At 64.4% G+C, this 18,220-nt stretch carries 18 protein-coding genes and 1 riboswitch; of the genes, 14 read left to right on the forward strand and 4 right to left on the reverse strand.

The window, feature by feature from the left end; all coding sequences use genetic code 11:
- Window positions 1-41: 41 nt before the first annotated feature.
- From QCM77_RS36075 to QCM77_RS36100, 6 genes are all read left to right on the forward strand, one after another.
- A complete protein-coding gene (locus tag QCM77_RS36075) occupies window positions 42-1,610 on the forward strand; it encodes a DUF4403 family protein (protein WP_280096142.1) in 1,569 nt (522 codons plus the stop codon).
- Between the two features lie 134 nt (window positions 1,611-1,744).
- The gene (locus tag QCM77_RS36080; protein ID WP_279690849.1) at window positions 1,745-2,854 is read left to right on the forward strand and encodes an ABC transporter ATP-binding protein; all 1,110 of its coding nucleotides are present in this window, start codon (window positions 1,745-1,747) and stop codon (window positions 2,852-2,854) included.
- Window positions 2,855-2,910: 56 nt separating this feature from the next.
- The gene (locus tag QCM77_RS36085; RefSeq protein WP_279660923.1) at window positions 2,911-3,969 is read left to right on the forward strand and encodes an ABC transporter substrate-binding protein; all 1,059 of its coding nucleotides are present in this window, start codon (window positions 2,911-2,913) and stop codon (window positions 3,967-3,969) included.
- A gap of 253 nt (window positions 3,970-4,222) precedes the next feature.
- Window positions 4,223-5,485 (forward strand): ABC transporter permease, encoded by a 1,263-nt coding sequence (locus tag QCM77_RS36090; RefSeq protein WP_279660922.1) that lies wholly within the window; start codon window positions 4,223-4,225, stop codon window positions 5,483-5,485.
- Window positions 5,482-6,312 carry an ABC transporter permease gene (locus QCM77_RS36095; RefSeq protein WP_279660921.1) on the forward strand — a complete coding sequence of 277 codons (831 nt, stop codon included), beginning with the start codon at window positions 5,482-5,484 and terminating at the stop codon, window positions 6,310-6,312. The genes QCM77_RS36090 and QCM77_RS36095 overlap by 4 nt, the downstream gene beginning before the upstream one ends.
- Before the next feature lie 354 nt (window positions 6,313-6,666).
- Window positions 6,667-7,878, forward strand: coding sequence for an ABC transporter substrate-binding protein (locus QCM77_RS36100; protein ID WP_280096143.1), 1,212 nt, complete (start codon window positions 6,667-6,669; stop codon window positions 7,876-7,878).
- 82 nt (window positions 7,879-7,960) lie between these two features.
- Here QCM77_RS36100 and QCM77_RS36105 read toward each other — a convergent pair whose 3' ends face one another.
- Both QCM77_RS36105 and QCM77_RS36110 read right to left on the reverse strand, forming a co-directional pair.
- A complete protein-coding gene (locus tag QCM77_RS36105) occupies window positions 7,961-8,485 on the reverse strand; it encodes a PRC-barrel domain-containing protein (protein WP_279690856.1) in 525 nt (174 codons plus the stop codon).
- A 221-nt stretch (window positions 8,486-8,706) separates the two neighbouring features.
- Window positions 8,707-9,276, reverse strand: coding sequence for a hypothetical protein (locus QCM77_RS36110; RefSeq protein ID WP_279660918.1), 570 nt, complete (start codon window positions 9,274-9,276; stop codon window positions 8,707-8,709).
- Window positions 9,277-9,456: 180 nt separating this feature from the next.
- Here QCM77_RS36110 and QCM77_RS36115 point away from each other — a divergent pair, with 180 nt between their 5' ends.
- Both QCM77_RS36115 and QCM77_RS36120 read left to right on the forward strand, forming a co-directional pair.
- Window positions 9,457-10,212 carry a response regulator gene (locus tag QCM77_RS36115; protein WP_279660917.1) on the forward strand — a complete coding sequence of 252 codons (756 nt, stop codon included), beginning with the start codon at window positions 9,457-9,459 and terminating at the stop codon, window positions 10,210-10,212.
- 1 nt (window position 10,213) lies between these two features.
- On the forward strand, window positions 10,214-11,539 hold the full coding sequence (locus QCM77_RS36120) for an ATP-binding protein (RefSeq protein WP_280096144.1): 1,326 nt from the start codon (window positions 10,214-10,216) through the stop codon (window positions 11,537-11,539).
- A 2-nt stretch (window positions 11,540-11,541) separates the two neighbouring features.
- Here the strand turns inward: QCM77_RS36120 and QCM77_RS36125 are convergent, their stop codons facing one another.
- The gene (locus QCM77_RS36125) at window positions 11,542-11,757 is read right to left on the reverse strand and encodes a hypothetical protein (RefSeq protein ID WP_279660915.1); all 216 of its coding nucleotides are present in this window, start codon (window positions 11,755-11,757) and stop codon (window positions 11,542-11,544) included.
- Between the two features lie 231 nt (window positions 11,758-11,988).
- Between QCM77_RS36125 and QCM77_RS36130 the strand changes: the two genes are divergently transcribed.
- The 6 genes from QCM77_RS36130 to thiC all read left to right on the forward strand — a co-directional run bounded on the left by QCM77_RS36130 (window position 11,989) and on the right by thiC (window position 17,524).
- On the forward strand, window positions 11,989-12,531 hold the full coding sequence (locus QCM77_RS36130) for a transglycosylase SLT domain-containing protein (protein WP_279690862.1): 543 nt from the start codon (window positions 11,989-11,991) through the stop codon (window positions 12,529-12,531).
- A 51-nt stretch (window positions 12,532-12,582) separates the two neighbouring features.
- Window positions 12,583-12,711, forward strand: a riboswitch (TPP riboswitch).
- The gene (locus QCM77_RS36135) at window positions 12,699-13,709 is read left to right on the forward strand and encodes an FAD-dependent oxidoreductase (protein ID WP_280096145.1); all 1,011 of its coding nucleotides are present in this window, start codon (window positions 12,699-12,701) and stop codon (window positions 13,707-13,709) included. (Overlaps the previous riboswitch by 13 nt.)
- Entirely contained in the window at window positions 13,700-13,897 is a 198-nt protein-coding gene (gene thiS / locus QCM77_RS36140) for a sulfur carrier protein ThiS (protein ID WP_092228243.1), read from the forward strand. The genes QCM77_RS36135 and thiS overlap by 10 nt, the downstream gene beginning before the upstream one ends.
- Window positions 13,898-14,051: 154 nt before the next feature.
- Window positions 14,052-14,834 (forward strand): thiazole synthase, encoded by a 783-nt coding sequence (locus tag QCM77_RS36145; protein WP_279690869.1) that lies wholly within the window; start codon window positions 14,052-14,054, stop codon window positions 14,832-14,834.
- Window positions 14,821-15,447, forward strand: a complete 627-nt coding sequence (locus QCM77_RS36150; protein WP_280096146.1) for a thiamine phosphate synthase — start codon at window positions 14,821-14,823, stop codon at window positions 15,445-15,447. The genes QCM77_RS36145 and QCM77_RS36150 overlap by 14 nt, the downstream gene beginning before the upstream one ends.
- Window positions 15,448-15,625: 178 nt before the next feature.
- A complete protein-coding gene (gene thiC / locus QCM77_RS36155) occupies window positions 15,626-17,524 on the forward strand; it encodes a phosphomethylpyrimidine synthase ThiC (RefSeq protein ID WP_280096147.1) in 1,899 nt (632 codons plus the stop codon).
- Window positions 17,525-17,655: 131 nt separating this feature from the next.
- Here the strand turns inward: thiC and QCM77_RS36160 are convergent, their stop codons facing one another.
- Window positions 17,656-17,919, reverse strand: a complete 264-nt coding sequence (locus QCM77_RS36160; RefSeq protein WP_280096148.1) for a hypothetical protein — start codon at window positions 17,917-17,919, stop codon at window positions 17,656-17,658.
- Between the last annotated feature and the right edge of the window lie 301 nt (window positions 17,920-18,220).

Consider the following 18,220-nt stretch of genomic DNA (forward strand, 5'->3'; position numbering starts at 1 on the left):
CCTGCCCTGTAGACTTCTGCCCCGGGCGGCCTGGGGGATTGATGCGACTAACGCTGAATTTGAAGACTATCCTGATCGCCGTCGCGGTGCTCGCGGCGTCGTTTTTCATCAGCCTGAAGGCGATGGACTGGTTGTCGCCGCGTGCGACGAATTCCGCGCCACCGGTCGCGCAACTGCCACCGCTGCCCCCGGTCGCGAAGAGCTCGATCGTGGTGGCGCCGGTCACCATCGCGCTGTCGGCGATCCGCGAGCAGGCCGAGAAGGCCGCCCCCCGCAATTTCGCCGGCAAGGCCGAGAACCCGATCTCGCAAATCCTGCAAGACGCCGACATCGGCTGGTCCGCCGTGCGCGGACCGATGTCGGCTGTCGGCGACAAGGACGTGCTGACACTGTCGACGCCGCTCACGGGCAAGCTGAACGTGACGGGCTCGCTGTCGTCGAAAGCCACCGGTGCCCTCGGCGAGGCGCTCGGCAGCGTGCTCGGCGGCAATGCCGCGAAACAGATCGGCGCGGTCAACATCAAGAATTTGAACGCCAGCGCCGAGATCAAGGGCAACGTGGTCGTGACCGCGCGGCCGAAGCTCGCGGCCAACTGGCATCTCGAGCCCAATCTCGGCGCCCAGGTCAATCTCGGCGACACCAACCTTTCGGTCGCCGGCGCCAAGGTCAACGTGCCGGCCCAGGTGAAGCCGCTGATCGACAAGACCGTCGGCGAACAGATCAACGCCGTCTCCGAACGCATGCGCAACGATCCGAGCTTGCGGGAGAACGCGAAGGTGCAATGGGCCAAGGCCTGCCGCTCGATCCCGCTGCAAGGCTCGGGCTCCTCGGCCGCACTGCCGCCGCTCTGGCTGGAGATGAAGCCGATCCGCGCCATTGCGGCGCAGCCGCGCGTCGACGCGCAGGCCGTGACCCTGCTGATGGGCCTGGAAGCGGAGACGCGCGTCACCTCGACGCCGACCAAGCCCGACTGCCCGTTCCCCGACAAGATCTCGATCGTGCCGCCGACCGGCACCGGCGTGAACATCGGCGTGCCGATCGACGTGCCCTTCACCGAGATCAACAAGCTGATCGCGGCGCAGATGGTCGGCCACACCTATCCCGAGGACGGCTCCGGTCCGGTGGACGTCACCGTCAAGAGCGTCAACGTGATCCCGTCGGGCGAGCGCCTCCTGATCTCGCTTCTGGTGCGCGCCAAGGAGAAGAAGAGCTGGCTCGGTCTCGGCGCCGAAGCGACGGTGCACATCTGGGGCCGGCCGATGCTCGACCAGGCGCAGCAGACGCTGCGGCTCGCCGACATCCAGCTCGCGGTGGAGTCCGAGGCGGCCTTCGGCCTGCTCGGGGCCGCGGCGCGCGCGGTGGTGCCGCAGATGCAGCAGGCGCTGGTGCAGAAAGCGACGGTCGACCTGAAGCCGATAGCCGCCAACGCACGCGAGAAGATCGCCGCCGCGATCGCCGACTACCAGAAGAACGAGGACGGCCTCAAGGTCGAGGCCAGGATCGACAGCCTGACCCTCGCCGACATCGCCTTCGATTCCAAGACACTGCGCGTGATCGCGGAAGCCGGCGGCACGCTGAATGTGTCCGTGACGAAACTGTCGGGGATGTAGCGCGCGCCTTTCCGCAACGGGTCCGTGCGCGTCGTCGCTTGCGCCGCTGGCATTCTGGTCGGAGGATGCTAAGCTGTTTCTCGCAACCTCGGACGAGGTGCTGACAGCACTGTAGCTGATGACGCGAGGACGACATGGAAGCCGGCATGGTCACGCCTGCGCCGGCGCTGGTGCGCTTTTCCGGCATTCAGAAGACCTACGATGGCGAGCACCTCGTGGTGAAGAACCTCGATCTCGAAATCAGGAAGGGCGAGTTCATCACCCTGCTTGGCCCGTCGGGCTCGGGCAAGACGACCACCCTGATGATGCTGGCCGGTTTCGAGGTTCCGACCCATGGCGAGATCCACCTCGCTGACCGGCCGATCAAGAACGTGCCGCCACACAAGCGCGACATCGGCATGGTTTTCCAGAACTATGCCTTGTTTCCGCACCTGACGATTGCGGAGAATATCGCCTTCCCGCTGTCCGTCCGCAACACGAACAAGGCCGAAGCTCAGGAGCGCGTGAGAGCGGCGTTGCGCATGATCAAGATGGAAACCCTGGCGCACCGGCGGCCCGGGCAGCTGTCCGGCGGTCAGCAGCAGCGCGTGGCCCTGGCCCGCGCCCTGGTTTTCAATCCGCAACTCGTGCTGATGGACGAGCCCCTGGGCGCCCTGGACAAGCGCCTGCGGGAGCAGATGCAACTGGAGATCAAGCAACTGCACGAGACAATGGGCATCACCGTCGTCTACGTCACCCACGATCAGAGTGAAGCGCTCACCATGTCGGACCGCATCGCCGTGTTCAATGACGGCATCGTGCAGCAGATCGACAGGCCCGACGCGCTGTATGAGCATCCGGTGAACAGCTTCGTCGCCCATTTCATAGGCGAGAACAATGTGCTGGCCGGCACCGTCGAGACGGTCGAAAAAGAATATTGCCGCGTTGCGCTGGCCGGTGGCGGCGCCGTGACCGCACGCGCGGTCAATGTATCAGGCGCGGGCGCATCGACCTCCCTGTCGGTGCGGCCGGAGCGGATCGCCATTATCCCGGATGGCACCTCCAGCGACGAACCGAACCGGCTGCCGGCCAAGGTGAAGAACACCATCTATCTCGGCGACCACGCGCTGGCCGTGCTCGACGTCAGTGGGAATGCCGAGTTCATGGTCAAGCTTCAGCCGGGTGCGCTTCACAATCTCACACCCGGCGAAGACGTGTTCGTCACCTTCCGCCCGGAGGACTGCCTGGCCCTCGATCCCGTCTGATCCGGACCCGCATCGATCAACCTCAACGCAACGCAGATGAAGAAGGAACAAAGACCATGCTGAAGCGCAAGACTGGCAAGATTGCTCTGGGTTTCGCCGCGGCGCTCACCGCCAGCGCTGCGCTGGCGACGGTCGCGCAGGCGCGTGACCTCACCGTCGTATCGTGGGGCGGCGCCTATCAGGATGCCCAGAAGAAGGTCTATTTCGAGCCGTTCAAGAAAACGGCCCGTGTTCCGATGAACGACGAGTCCTGGGACGGCGGCGTCGGCGTGTTGCGCGCCAAGGTGCAGGGCGGTGCCGCCACCTGGGACGTCGTCCAGGTCGAGAGCGACGAGCTCGCGGTCGGCTGCGAGGAAGGCCTGTTCGAGAAGCTGGATTATTCCAAAATCGGCGGCGAGGCCGCCTACATCCCGCCGTCAGTCAATCCCTGCGGCGTCGGCGCCATCCTCTACGATTTCGTGCTCGGCTACGACAAGGACAAGCTGAAGGGCGCGCCTGCGGGCTGGGTCGACTTCTTCGACACCAAGAAGATTCCGGGCAAGCGCGGCCTGCGTCAAGGCCCGAAGACCACGCTGGAGATCGCCCTCATGGCCGACGGCGTCGCGCCAAAGGACGTCTACAAGGTGCTGGCGACCGACGAAGGCGTCGATCGCGCGTTCAAGAAGCTCGACACCATCAAAGGCGACATCGTCTGGTGGAAGGCCGGCGCCCAGCCCCCGCAATTGCTCGCCTCCGGCGAGGTGGCGATGACCTCGGTCTACAATGGCCGCATCGACACCGCGAACAAGAACGAGAAGAAGAATTTCGGCATGGTGTGGGACGGAGCGCTCTTCACCCTCGATAGCTGGGTCATCCTCAAGGGTAGCCCGAACAAGGACGCCGCCTACAAGTTCCTGGACTTCGCGGGCAAAGCGGAGAACCAGTCAAAACTGTCGGAGAACATTGCTTATGGCACCTCGAACAAGGACGCAGCCGCTCTGCTCGCGCCCGCCGTTCTGAAGGACCTGCCGACAGCGCCTGATAACATCAAGAACGCGGTCGAGATCAACGTTGCCTTCTGGCTCGAGAACATCGACCGCCTGACTGAGCGCTTCAACAAATGGGCAGCGAAATAGCGCGCGGCCGAACCGGCGTGCGGCGCGCATTGACAGCAGTTTCGTCGCGGCCATCCTTCGAGACGCCCGCCTTAGGCGGGCTCCTCAGGATGAGGACGGAGTGCGCGGCAGCGACGTCAGAGAGCCTCATCCTGAGGAGACCGCGAAGCGGTCGTCTCGAAGGACGAGGCGCTTGCTCAGGCCGCTCTGAAGGGCCACACGCGATTGCCACAGCCAAAATGGCGAGAGATGTCCGGTCACAATGGGGCTCCCGATGACGGCAGCCTCCTCAACCGGCGCCGATGCGTTGGCCAAGGTGCCGCTCAAGCGCCGTCTGAAGCAGGCGGAGCGCGCGCGCCAGATCAAGGCGCTGGCACTAATTCTGCCACTTCTCGTCTTCCTGCTCTTCACCTTCGCAGGCCCGATCGCCGGCATGCTGTGGCGCGCGGTCGATGACCGGGAGGTGCGTCAAGTTCTGCCTCAAACCGTCGCTGCTCTCGCGAGCTGGGACGGCAAGGACCTGCCGGATGAAAAGGCCTACGCGGCGCTCGCAAGCGACATCCTGGCGGCGCGCGCCTCGGGCACCATCGCCATCGCGGCCAAGCGGCTCAACTACGCGCTGAACGGCTTCCGCACCATCCTGACCAGCACTGCACGCAATCTGAAGGCAGTGCCGGAGCCTGGCACGGCCAAGGAGGCGCTGGGCAAGATCAACCCGGCCTGGCGCGAACGCACCACCTGGACGACGATCAAGGACGCCAGCGGCCCAATGACCGGCTTCTACCTGCTGGCGGCGCTCGACCTGACGCGGAACGTGGACAGCACGATCGTCGCAGCCCCGCCGGATCAGGCCATCTACCGCGACGTTTTCGCCCGCACCTTCATCATCAGCCTCAGTGTCACGGCACTTTGCCTGATCCTTGGCTTCCCGGTCGCTTACTTGCTGGCGACGCTGCCGCCGGGCCGGTCGAATCTGCTGATGATCTTCGTCCTGCTGCCTTTCTGGACTTCGCTTCTGGTCCGCACCTGCGCCTGGATCGTTCTGTTGCAGAGCAAAGGCGTCGTGAACGACGGCCTACTCTGGCTTGGCATCATCGACGAGCCGTTGCGCCTGATCTACAACCGCTTCGGTGTCTGCGTGGCAATGACCCACGTTCTCCTGCCGTTCATGATCCTGCCGCTGTACAGCAGCATGAAGGCGATCTCGCCCGCTTACATGCGTGCCGCCGCCTCGCTCGGTGCGCCACCGGTCGCCGCCTTCCTGCGGATCTACCTGCCTCAAACCCTGCCCGGCATCGGCGCGGGAAGCCTGCTCGTCTTCATCCTGGCGCTCGGCTACTACATCACGCCGGCACTCGTCGGGGGCGCCGCCGATCAAATGATCAGCTACTTTATCGCGCTCTACACGAACGAGACGGCCAATTGGGGCCTTGCTTCGGCACTGGGTGCGGTGCTGCTGCTCGCCACTGTTCTGCTCGCTCTCGTCTACGGAAAGCTGGTGCAGGGCCAGCAGGTCACGGGAGGGATGAAGAATTGAGCGACAATCCCTCGCTCCTCACGCCGAGCCAGCGTATCGCGTGGACCGCGACTATCATTGTCTCCACGCTGGTGTTCATCTTCCTGATGGCGCCGATCCTTGCGATCATGCCGCTGTCCTTCAGCTCGGGCTCGTACCTCACCTATCCGCTGCCGGGCCTCTCCTTGCGCTGGTACGACGACTTCATCAATTCGCCGCGCTGGATGAATTCGCTGAAGAACAGCATGATCATAGGCGTCGCCTCGACCCTGCTGTCCATGGTGCTTGGCACGCTGGCCGCGCTGGGGCTGGCGCAGTGGAAGAGCCGGTTCAAGCCGCTCGTGCTGGCCTTCGTGCTGTCGCCGGTCGTCGTGCCCGGTGTCATCACCGCGGTCGGCCTGTATTTCTTCTTCGCGCCGATCGGACTGACCGGCAGCTATCTCGGCTTGATCCTGGCCCACACTGCGCTGGCGACGCCCTTTGTGGTGATCACGGTCGGCGCGACGCTGCAAAGCTTCGACACCAATTTGGCACGCGCCGCCGCCTCCCTCGGCGCCTCGCCGCTTTATGCGTTCCGCCGCGTGATCCTGCCGCTGATCCTGCCCGGCCTGGCATCGGGGGCGCTGTTCGCATTCGCGACCAGCTTCGATGAGGTGGTGATCGTGCTGTTCATGGCAGGTCCGGAACAGCGCACCCTGCCGCGCGAGATGTTCAGCGGCATCCGCGAGAACATCAGCCCGACCATCACGGCAGCGGCGGTGATTCTGACGACCGTATCGGTCATCCTTCTCGCCACCCTGGAAGGCCTGCGCCGACGCAACGAACGGCTCAAGGGCGGCAGCGCCTGAGCTTAACTTCTCCCTCTCCCCGCAAGCGGCAGGGCTATCGCATATGGTGTGCACGATGCGGCGGCATCGGCACTGGGCTCCCTCTCCCGCTTGCGGGGGAGGGCTGGGGTGGGGGTGTCTCCGCGTCGGGATTGTTGAGCATTGCGGAGAACGTCCCTGCGAGGCAAGAGCCCTCACCCGCCGCGCTCTGCGAGCGCGTCGGCCTCTCACGCAAGCGGGAGAGGCGAAGGAAACACCGTCGCGCCCTGCTTATTTCTCCACCCCCTCACGCATCTTTGGCTTAGCTGCCGCGACCGTTTCTCGCTAGAACGGTCCCCGCAACAAACCCAAACAACAACGCTGAGGGAGAAACATATGCAAAAACTCATCGCCGCGGTCGCGGCCGGTCTCGCTCTTGCCGCCACGTCAGGCGCGGCGCAAGCGCAGATTTCCGACGACGTCGTCAAGATCGGCGTGCTCACGGACATGTCGAGCCTCTATGCGGACGCGACCGGCAAGGGCTCGCTTGCCGCCGTCGAGATGGCGGTCGCCGATTACGGCGCCAAGGTCGCCGGCAAGCCCGTGCAGGTGGTCGCCGCCGATCACCAGAACAAGCCTGATGTCGGCGTCAACATCGCCCGCAACTGGTACGACAACGACAAGGTCGACGCGATCTTCGACGTGCCGACCTCCTCGGTGGCGCTGCCGATCTCGGCGCTGACGCGCGAGAAGAACAAGATCAACATCAATTCCGGCGGCGGCTCCTCCGACATCACCGGCGTCGCCTGCTCGCCCAACACCGTGCACTGGACCTACGACACCTATGCGCTGTCGAACGTCGCCGGCAAGGCGATGGTGAAGCGCGGCGAGGACACCTGGTTCTTCGTCACCGCCGACTACGCCTTCGGCATGGCGCTGCAGCGCGACGCCGCCAACGTGGTCAAGGAGAGCGGTGGCAAGGTGCTCGGCGAGGTCCGCCATCCGCTCAACTCGTCGGACTTCTCCTCCTTCCTGCTCCAGGCCCAGGCCTCCAAGGCCAAGGTGGTCGCGCTGGCCAATGCCGGCGGCGACACCACCAACGCGCTGAAGCAGGCGGCCGAGTTCGGCCTGACGCAAGGCGGCCAGAAGATGATCGCGCTGTTGCAGGAAATCACCGACACGCATTCGCTCGGCATCAAGGCCACGCAAGGCCTGATCGTGACCGACGCGTTCTACTGGGACATGAACGAGGAGACGCGCGCCTTCTCGAAGCGCTTCAACGAGAAGGTCGGCCACATGCCGACCATGATCCAGGCCGGCCTCTATTCGGCGACCATGCACTATCTGAAGGCGATCGAAGACATCAAGACCGACGAGGCGCCGAAGGTGATGGAAAAGATGCGCGCCACGCCGGTCAACGACTTCTTCGCCAAGAACGGCAATATCCGCATCGACGGCCGCATGGTCCACGACATGTATCTGTTCGAGGTCAAGAAGCCTGAGGAATCCAAGGGCGAGTGGGACCTCTACAAGCTCATCGCCACCGTCCCCGGCGACGAGGCGTTCCGCCCGCTCGGCAGGGGCGGCTGCCCGCTGGTGACGCACTGAGCGAACATCCTGCGTCATTACGAGCGACCGCGCGCCCGGTGAAAACCGGGCGCGCTTCGTTTAGGCCGTCAAGCGAGCCGCATTACTCCGAATACTTGAACTCGGGCATGTTCTTCAGCTCGTCCTTGGACGCATTGAACACGGCGTGGTCCGGATACCACTTCGACGAAGACGTCGCGGTGGGCGTCGTGGACTTGTCCATGCCGGTCGCAGCGCCCGTCGTCGTGCTCGCGGGGGGCTTGGCGCCCGGGTTCGTGCCGGCGCCGGTATAGGCTATCGCCTCGTTGGCGAATTTCAGCTTCTCGTAAGGCACGGCGACCAGATGCTCGCCCATGCCGAGGAAGCCGCCGACACCGATCACGGCAATCTTGATGTTGCCGTTCTTGTCCATCAGCAGCTCGTTGATCGAGCCGATGTTCTCATTGGCCTCATTGTAGACCCTCAGGCCTGACATCTTCGACGTACGCCACTCGCCGGAAGCGGTCGCGGTTGTCGTCGTGGCCGCAGTCGGCGCCTTGTCAGTGGTGGCGGTCGGCGATTGTGCGAACGCAACGGTCGCAAGCAACGCGGTGCCGGCAAGGCCGGCGGCGATCGATTTCATCAACATGTTGTCCTCTCCTTCGACAGAACTCGTGTGGAGAGAACCGCGCTGAACACGGGCAGTTCCTGAGTCGCGGCAATTTCGTTGCGTAATGATGGCGCTGCACTGCGACGAAGGTTCCTGCGTTCCGCAGGAACGTTCGAGATGCACGGTTCCCCGCCGGCGATGATGCGCCCTGGGAAGAAGCATCATCGCGGCGAGGACCGCACCGACCCGCGTCGCTCAGGTCAGCTCTTGTAGTCGATCAGAAGCGCGGAGAAGTCCGAGCTGGTGGATGAGCTGCCGCTGGCGCCGTAGGACGACGCCGACGATTGCGACTGCTGGAGCGCCTTGAGGAACTGCTGGAGGATCTCGGCCGTGGTGGAGTCGGTCGACGTGCTGCTGGTCGAGTCCGTCGACGACGAGTCCGAGGAGCTGTCATCCGGCGGCGGACCGGGCGGGGGCCCTCCCGCACCACCGGGACCACCGGCGCCGCCGGGACCGTTGGCGAAGGTGGACTCGAACACGTTCTTCAGCTCGTCGGCCTGGTCCGAGGTCAGGGTCCCGTTCGACACCTCGTTGGAGATGAGGTCGTCGATCTTCGACTTCATGTCGTCCTTGGAGGGACGCGTACCGCTCGACTGATCGCTCGACCGGCTCTGCTGGAGCGCCGTGTCGATGTCGGTCAGCGCCGTCGAGAGCGCCGACTGGTCCGACGACGAGACCGTGCCGGCGGAAACTTCCGATTGCAATTCCTGCTGCAGCCGCTGCAACGGCGACTGGTAGTTACCGGCGGAGGCCGCCGAAATCGAGGTCATGATGGCTCCGTGGGTTTTGCGGGGTTTCGTAGCCGACGACGCCACGATATGGTTAACGGTCTTAACGAGACCTTGCCGCTCCACTGCCCGGTGATGTCCTTGCGTTGCGGCGAGGGCTCTAGAAACAATCTGAAACAAAAATCTTCGCCTTTTGGCCCGAATCTTGGACAAACAAAGCGCATGGCCATTCTCAATCCCAACATCCTGGTCGTCGAAGACGACCGCGAAACCCGGACGTTGATTGCGAAATATCTGCGCAACAACGCCTGCAACGTCACCGCCGTGAGCGACGGCCGCGAGATGTCGCGCGCCATGGCCGATCATCGCGTCGACCTCATCATCCTCGACGTCATGCTGCCCGGTGAGGACGGCCTCAGCCTGTGCCGCAAGGTGCGCGCGGAGGCGCAGACGCCGATCATCATGCTGACCGCACGCGGCGAGGACATCGACCGCATCGTCGGCCTCGAGATGGGCGCGGACGACTATCTGCCGAAGCCGTTCAATCCGCGCGAGCTGCTCGCGCGCATCAACGCGGTGCTGCGCCGCCAGGCGTCCGCACAAGCCGCAAGCTCGATCGAAGGCGCCAGCACGCTCGCCTTCGAAGGCTGGCGCATCGATCTGCGCCTGCGCGAGCTCCGCAATCCCGAAGGCGCGCGCGTCGCGGTGACCAGCGCCGAGTTCGACCTGCTGCGGACGTTCTGCGAGCGGCCCGGCCGCGTGCTGTCGCGCGACAGCCTGCTCGACCTCACGCAGGGGCGCAACACCGGCTCGTTCGAGCGCTCCATCGACGTGCTCGTCAGCCGCATCCGCCGCAAGATCGAGCCCAATCCGGCCGATCCGACCATCATCAAGACGGTGCGCTCCGGCGGCTATTTGTTCACGCCAAGAACGGAAGCGGTAAGAACGGAAGCGGTCGCGGCAGCCTTGAGCGTCTGACATGCGGCTTTTGGGATTTTTCCATCTCAGGAGCATCAGCGGCCAGATCGCCGCGCTCGTCGTGGTGTCGATCGTCGCGCTTCATCTCATCATCGCCGCTGGTTTTCTGATTACGCGGCCGGACCGCGCGACGGCGCCGCCCGACAGCGAGCATGAACTGGCTAATGCCGCGCTGCTGCTGTCCGCGGCCGACGCGAGCGAGCGGCCGCGCCTTCTCGCCGACATCGCGCGCGCCTTTCCGGATCTGCGGGTCGAAGCGATCGCGCCCAGCTCCGTGACGGCCATCGGCGACAGCGAAGGCCCGCATTTGCACGGCATGCGCCGCCATCTCGGCGAGGGCTACAAGGTCGTCACGCTGGCGCCGAACGGCGGCTCGTCCCGGATCGGCATCCAGGTGCCCGACGGCACAACGATCGCTGGCCATATTGAACGGGGACGGCCGGGCTGGTTCTGGGGCAATCCCTGGATATCGACGCTGCTATCTGCGGTGATCAGCGTGACGCTGCTCGGCGTATGGGCCGCGCATGCGCTCGCCGCGCCGCTGTCGTCGTTTGCAAAGGCGGCCGAAAGCTTCAGCCTGGACGGGACGGCGAATCCCCTGCCCGAGCGCGGCCCGGAAGAGATCCGCTCGGTCGCGCGCGCGCTCAACCGCATGCACGAGCGGATCGCGCGACTGATGTCGGACCGCACGCGGATGCTCGCCGCGATCAGTCACGATCTGCGCACACCGATCACGCGGCTGCGCCTGCGCGCCGAGTTCATCGAGGACGAAGGCAACCGCAAGCGCATGCTGATCGATCTCGACCAGATGCGCTCGATGCTGGAATCCGTGCTGTCGCTGTTGCGCAACGACCGCCAGATCGAGGCGGTGACGCTGGTCGACATCGCGAGCACGCTGCAGCTCATCGCCGACCAGTTCGGCGACATGGGCCATGTCGTGCACTATGACGGCCCGCTATCTGCGACCGCCGCGGCGCGGCCCGACGATCTGCATCGCGGCGTCACCAACCTCGTCGAGAACGCGGTGCGCTTCGGCGCCGAGGTGACGATCCGTCTCGACATGTCAGGCACCAGGCTCGTCATCGACGTCGAGGACGATGGTCCCGGCATTTCGGATGCGCGCAAGCAGGAAATGCTGGAGCCGTTCGTGCGCGGCGACGATGCGCGCACCATGGACGATTCCACCGGCTTCGGCCTCGGCCTGTCGATCGCGCGCGCGATCGCGCTCGCCCATGGCGGCGAGCTGTCGCTGCACGACCGCGCGCCGCACGGCTTGATCGTGCGGATGCAATTGCCGGTGTGGCAGCAGCCGCGGCTGGCGGCGTAAGCTCAGGCCGCGAGCGGCGGGTGCTCGAAGGCCTCACGCTCGAAGATCGCCACCGCCTCGAAGCGATAGTTGCAGGCGCGGCAATTCCAGAGATAGGAGATGCGTCCCTCGCCCGGCTCGATCCAGTCCGGCTCCGGAATCGGCGTGCCGCATTGGGCACATGGGTTCTGCCTCGGAATTTCGCCGAAATGTGCCTTGGCCTTGTTGGCTTTTGTCATGGCACCTCTCCCGATTTGCAACGCGTCCTTACTCGCTTTCGCGTACCTGCGCGAATAGACAGGCATGCTGTCACGAGCGGGGGGTCGTCCGCCCCGAAGCGCATCTGCGCCAGCTTTGAGTCGGAATGGCGGCTCTGCGCCGCAGAATCGCTGCCGGCGGCGTTTGGTCACATCATCGCCGTGTTCGGGAGTCCTAACGGCAACCGGGCGCAGGCCACTCGGGGAAATCTGATGAAAATTTTACGTATTGCCGCGCTGCTCGCGGCCGGACTGACGTTGCCGCAGGCCGTATTCGCGGGCGAGGCCGACTATGCCGAGATGGTCGCGGCCCATGCGCGCGCCAACGGCGTGCCGGAAGCGCTGGTGCACCGCGTGATCATGCGCGAAAGCCGCTACCAGCCCGGCCTGGTCGGCCATGGCGGCACCATCGGGCTGATGCAGATCAAGCTCGCGACCGCCCGCGGGGTCGGCTACACCGGCGACGCTGCGGGCCTGCGCGATCCCAACACCAACCTCACCTATGCCGTCAAATACCTCGCCGGCGCCTATCACGCCGCCAATGGCGATCACGCGCGAGCCGTTCGTTATTTTGCGGGCGGCTATTACTACGTCGCAAAGCGGCAGCGGCAGGAAACCGCGCAACAGATGGTGCAACAAGCGAGCACGGAGACCTGGCTGGAGCCGAACGGCAATCCGCAGCCGATATTCGGCGCCGTGCCGCACCGGAAGCTTGCCCAGCGCGTCCGCAACGCCCGGGCGCAGGCGCCCAGGTAAGTGCGGTTCCCGCCAAACGCGTTGACACAGCCCGTCACTTGCCTACATTAGAGCCGTTCCGAGGGGTGCTCCGAGGAGGAGCTGAGATACCGCTAAATGGGCAAATCCGCCCAGGACCGCGGTGACCCTTTGAACCTGATCCGGGTCATGCCGGCGAAGGGACAGGGATGTTGCAGACGACCAAACGACCGGATTCCACGGTATCCATCATCGGCGCAGGCATCGCGGGCGCCTGGCAGGCCTTGCTGTTCGCGCAGGCCGGCCACGCCGTCACCCTGCACGAGCGCGGTGACGCCGAAATGACCGATGCCACCAGCCATTGGGCCGGCGGCATGCTCGCGCCTTATTGCGAGGCGGAAGTTTCAGAACCCATCATCAGCCGCCTCGGCCTGCGCTCGCTCGATATCTGGCGGCGCGAATTGCCGGACACGCCTTTCAACGGCTCGCTGGTCGTCGCCCATTCGCGCGAACGCAACGACTTCGAGCGCTTTGCGCGGATGACGCAGGGCCATCGCCGGCTCGATGCCGCCAACCTTGCCGAGCTCGAGCCGTCGCTCGAAGGCCGCTTCCGCGACGCGCTGTTCTTCCCGACCGAGGGCCATGTCGAGCCGCGCCGCGTGCTGCCGAAACTGCACGAGCGCATCCGCGCCGCCGGCGGCACCATCAAATTCGAAAGCTGCGTCAGCGCGGCCGAACTCGACGGCATCGTGATCGACTGCCGCGGCCTTGCTGCGCGCGACGAGCAGCCTGACTTACGCGGCGTCAAGGGCGAGATGATCCTGATCGAGACCGGCGAGGTGCAGCTCGCGCGCCCGGTGCGGCTGATCCATCCGCGCTGGCCGCTCTATGTGATCCCGCGCGAGGACAATCTGTTCATGCTGGGCGCGACCTCGATCGAAGCCGAGGACACCGGCGTCAGCGTGCGCTCGGCGCTGGAACTGCTGGGCGCGGCCTATGCCGTGCATCCCGCCTTCGGCGAGGCCCGCATCGTCGAATTCGGCTCCGGACTTCGCCCCGCTTTTCCCGACAATCTCCCGCGCATCGGCATCCGCGGCGGCAAGATCAGCGTGAACGGTCTCTACCGCCACGGCTTCCTGATCGCGCCTGTTCTGGCCGAGCTGACGCTCGCTTATGTCGAGCGCGGCCAGATCGACAATGAGGTGATGCAATGCGCGTGATCGTCAACGGCGAGCAGCGCGAGATCAACTCGGCCAGCGTCGACGCGCTGCTGAGCGAACTCGACTACGAGGGCACCCATTTCGCCATCGCGCTCAACTACGACGTCGTGCCGAAAAGCCGCTGGGCCGAAACCCACCTGAAAGCGGGCGACGAGATCGAGATCATCACGCCGCGGCAGGGAGGGTGATGGTTATGCAGTTGCCCCACACTCAACTGTCATCGCCCGGCTTGACCGGGCGATCCAGTACGCCGCGGCTTCACGATTCCAGCCGCGCCGCCGCGGAGTACTGGATCCCCGCCTTCGCGGGGATGACAGCTACATTTAAGGAGACACCGACCCCATGGTGACCTTCTACGGCAAACAATTCGCTTCCCGCCTCCTGATCGGCAGCGCGCTCTATCCCTCGCCTGCGATCATGCAGTCGGCGATCCGTAGCTCAGGCTCGAACATCGTCACGGTGTCGCTGCGGCGCGAATCCGCCGGCGGCAAGACCGGCGATGCGTTCTGGAACCTGATCCGCGAGCTCGACGTCACCGTGCTGCCGAACACCGCCGGCTGCCGCAGCGTGCGCGAGGCGGTGACCACGGCAAAGCTCGCGCGCGAATTGTTTGCGACATCCTGGATCAAGCTCGAAGTCATCGCCGACAATGACACGCTGCAGCCCGATGTAGTCGGACTTGTGGAAGCCGCGACCATTTTGATCAAGGACGGCTTTGAGGTGTTCCCGTATTGCACCGAGGATCTCTCGGTCGCCAACCGCCTGGTCGATGCCGGCTGCAAGGTGGTGATGCCGTGGGCCGCGCCCATCGGCAGCGCGAAAGGCATCACCAACCGCGACGCGCTCAAGCTGATGCGCGAGCGGCTGCCCGATATCACGCTGGTGGTCGACGCCGGCATCGGCGCGCCGTCGCACGCGGCCGAGGCGCTCGAGCTCGGCTATGACGCCGTGCTGCTCAACACGGCAATCGCAAAAGCCGCCGATCCCGTCGCGATGGCCAATGCCTTCCGACTCGGTATCGAGGCCGGCCGCACCGCTTACGAAGCCGGGCTGATGAACGCCCGCGATTTCGCCTCCCCTTCAACCCCTGTCGTTGGGACACCTTTTTGGCATGCCGTATCCTGATCGCAACGCGTATCCTGATCGCTTCTACCCCGTCGTCGACAGCCTCAGTTGGGTCGAGCGCCTGACCAAGCTCGGCGTCGGCACCATCCAGCTGCGCGCGAAAGATCTCGATGATTCGCAGTCGCTCCAGATGGTCACCGATGCGCTCGCGATCACCGAGGGCACGCAAGCCAAGCTCGTCGTGAACGACTATTGGCGCGCCGCGATCGTCGCTGGCGCAAAGTACCTGCATCTCGGCCAGGAAGATTTGGCGGATGCGGACCTCAAATCGATCCGCGAGGCCGGCCTGTCGCTCGGCGTCTCCACCCATGACGAGGACGAGCTTGCGACCGCGCTCGCCGCAAAACCCGACTATGTCGCGCTGGGCCCGATCTTCTTCACCACGCTCAAATCGATGCGCTTCGAACCGCAGGGCATTCCAAAGATCACGGAATGGAAGGAGCGCGTGGGCACCATCCCGCTGGTCGCGATCGGCGGCATCAAGTTCGAGCACGCCGCGGAGATCTTTGCCGCCGGCGCGGATTCCATCGCCGTTGTTTCCGACGTCACCCAGAACGCCGACCCCGATGCGCGGGTACGGCAATGGCTCGGCCTGTCAAAGGAGGCTGCGTGATGAGCCTCGCTCTCTCCACACACTCCGCCGTCATCGCCCGGCTTGACCGGGCGATCCAGTACGCCGCGGCCTCTCCGTATCCCATCGAGGCCTCTGGAATACTGGATCCCCGCTTTCGCGGGGATGACAGTCGCAATTGACGCACGCGCAACGACATCAACGAACTAAAGAGGATCCCATGAACATCCGCTCCAACCCCGACAAGACCATCCCCGCCGTCACCACCGGCCCGCTGCCGTCGTCGCGAAAAATCTTCGCGTCGCCCGACGCCGCGCCTGATATCCGCGTGCCCTTGCGCGAGATCATCCTGTCCGAAGGCGCCGGCGAGCCGAACCTGCCGGTGTATGACACCTCCGGCCCCTACACCGATCCGTCCGTGACCATCGACGTCAACGCCGGCCTCGCGCGCGGCCGCAAGGCCTGGGTGCTCGAGCGCGGCGGCGTCGAGGAATATCAGGGCCGCCAGATCAAGCCCGAGGACAATGGCAGCGTCTCCACCGACAAGGCCGCGCGTGCGTTCAGCGCCTATCACCAGCCGCTGCGCGGCCTCGACGGTCACAAGATCACGCAGCTCGAATTCGCCCGCGCCGGCATCATCACCAAGGAGATGATCTACGTCGCCGCGCGCGAAAATCTCGGCCGCAAAGAGCAGCTCGAACGCGCGGAAGCAGCCCTTGCCGACGGCGAAAGTTTTGGCGCCGAAGTGCCCGCCTTCATCACGCCGGAGTTCGTCCGCTCCGAGATCGCGCGGGGACGTGCCATCATTCCCTGCAACATCAACCATGCCGAGCTCGAGCCGATGATCATCGGCCGCAACTTCCTGACCAAGATCAACGCCAATATCGGCAACTCGGCGGTGACGTCATCCGTCGAGGAAGAGGTCGAGAAGATGGTGTGGGCGATTCGCTGGGGCGCCGACACCGTGATGGACCTCTCGACGGGGCGCAACATCCACACCACCCGCGAATGGATCCTGCGCAACGCGCCGGTGCCGATCGGCACCGTTCCGATTTATCAGGCGCTGGAAAAGTGCGACGGCGATCCCGTCAAGCTGACCTGGGAGCTCTACAAGGACACGCTGATCGAGCAGTGCGAGCAGGGCGTCGACTATTTCACCATCCACGCCGGCGTGCGGCTGCAATACATCCACCTCACCGCCAACCGCGTCACCGGCATCGTGTCGCGCGGCGGCTCGATCATGGCGAAGTGGTGCCTGGCGCATCACAAGGAAAGCTTCCTCTACACCCATTTCGACGAGATCTGCGACCTCATGCGCAAGTACGACGTCTCGTTCTCGCTCGGCGACGGCCTGCGCCCGGGCTCGATCGCCGACGCCAACGACCGCGCGCAGTTTGCCGAACTCGAGACGCTCGGCGAACTGACGAAGATCGCGTGGGACAAGGGCTGCCAAGTCATGATCGAAGGCCCCGGCCACGTGCCGATGCACAAGATCAAGATCAACATGGACAAGCAGCTCAAGGAGTGCGGCGAGGCGCCGTTCTACACCCTCGGGCCCCTGACCACCGACATCGCGCCGGGCTACGACCACATCACCTCAGGTATCGGCGCGGCCATGATCGGCTGGTTCGGCTGCGCCATGCTCTGCTACGTCACGCCGAAGGAGCATCTCGGCCTGCCCGATCGTAACGACGTCAAGGTCGGCGTCATCACCTACAAGATCGCCGCCCACGCCTCCGATCTCGCCAAGGGCCACCCGGCCGCACAACTGCGCGACGACGCCCTCTCCCGCGCCCGTTTCGACTTCCGCTGGAGCGACCAGTTCAACCTCGGCCTCGATCCCGACACCGCCAAGAACTTCCACGACGAGACCCTGCCGAAGGAAGCCCACAAGGTCGCCCATTTCTGCTCGATGTGCGGACCAAAATTCTGTTCGATGAAGATCACGCAGGACGTGCGCGACTATGCGGCGACGCTGAATGATCCGAACGGCGTGGGAATGTCGATGAGCGGGACCGCCGAGGACGGCATGGCCAGGATGAGCGCGAAGTTCAAGGAGATGGGCTCAAGCGTGTATCTGGATGCGGAGAAGGTGAAGGAGAGCAATCGGGTGTTGTGAGCGACGCTCTAACTCGGCGTGCTCACTATGCGGTTTGAAGTCCTACCTGGATTACCGCCGTACGGCCCCCCAGCCGTATCGTTCACCGAGAACGGCCCTCGCGAATGGCGCGAGGGCCAAGTTGTTCGCTTCTATCCATTGGATTCGGAACCGTGGGTTGGTAATTTTCTTGGTGGATTGACCAATTCAGTTCGGTTCTGAATCATCCGAATGGAAGCGACGTAATCGTTATCGCGATGGGGGAAGCCGTTGTCGTCGATCCCGAGACTCGCAGCTTGCGCGACCGTATTGGAGCTCAAATCGAGGAGATCTTTGTTCTCGAAGAAGAGAAGTTCGTTGTATTTCGCACCATAGTTGATTTCTGCGCGATCGCTGCGGACAATACTAAATGGCACAGTCCGCGAATTTCCTGGGACGGCTTTCGTAGTCTCAAGAGAAGCGGGCTGGAACTATCTGGCGAGGCATGGACTCCGATCCAGGATGCCTGGGTTCCTTTTCAGCTCGACCTCTCAAACGGGCAATGCCTCAACGCTATTTACCAAGCCGACATGAGCAGAGCGCGTGAGGTTGTCGCGAGACCAACGCCCAAATCTTAGGGGTAGCAAGCATAACCCAGATGAGCGCAGCGGCATCCGGGGTCTATACCGTCCCCCATATAGCTCCGCTCTTGCGGGCTACCGCCGTGGATAATTGACG

Origin of the sequence: Bradyrhizobium nivariense (assembly GCF_029846695.2) — a bacterium.
GTDB lineage: Bacteria > Pseudomonadota > Alphaproteobacteria > Rhizobiales > Xanthobacteraceae > Bradyrhizobium.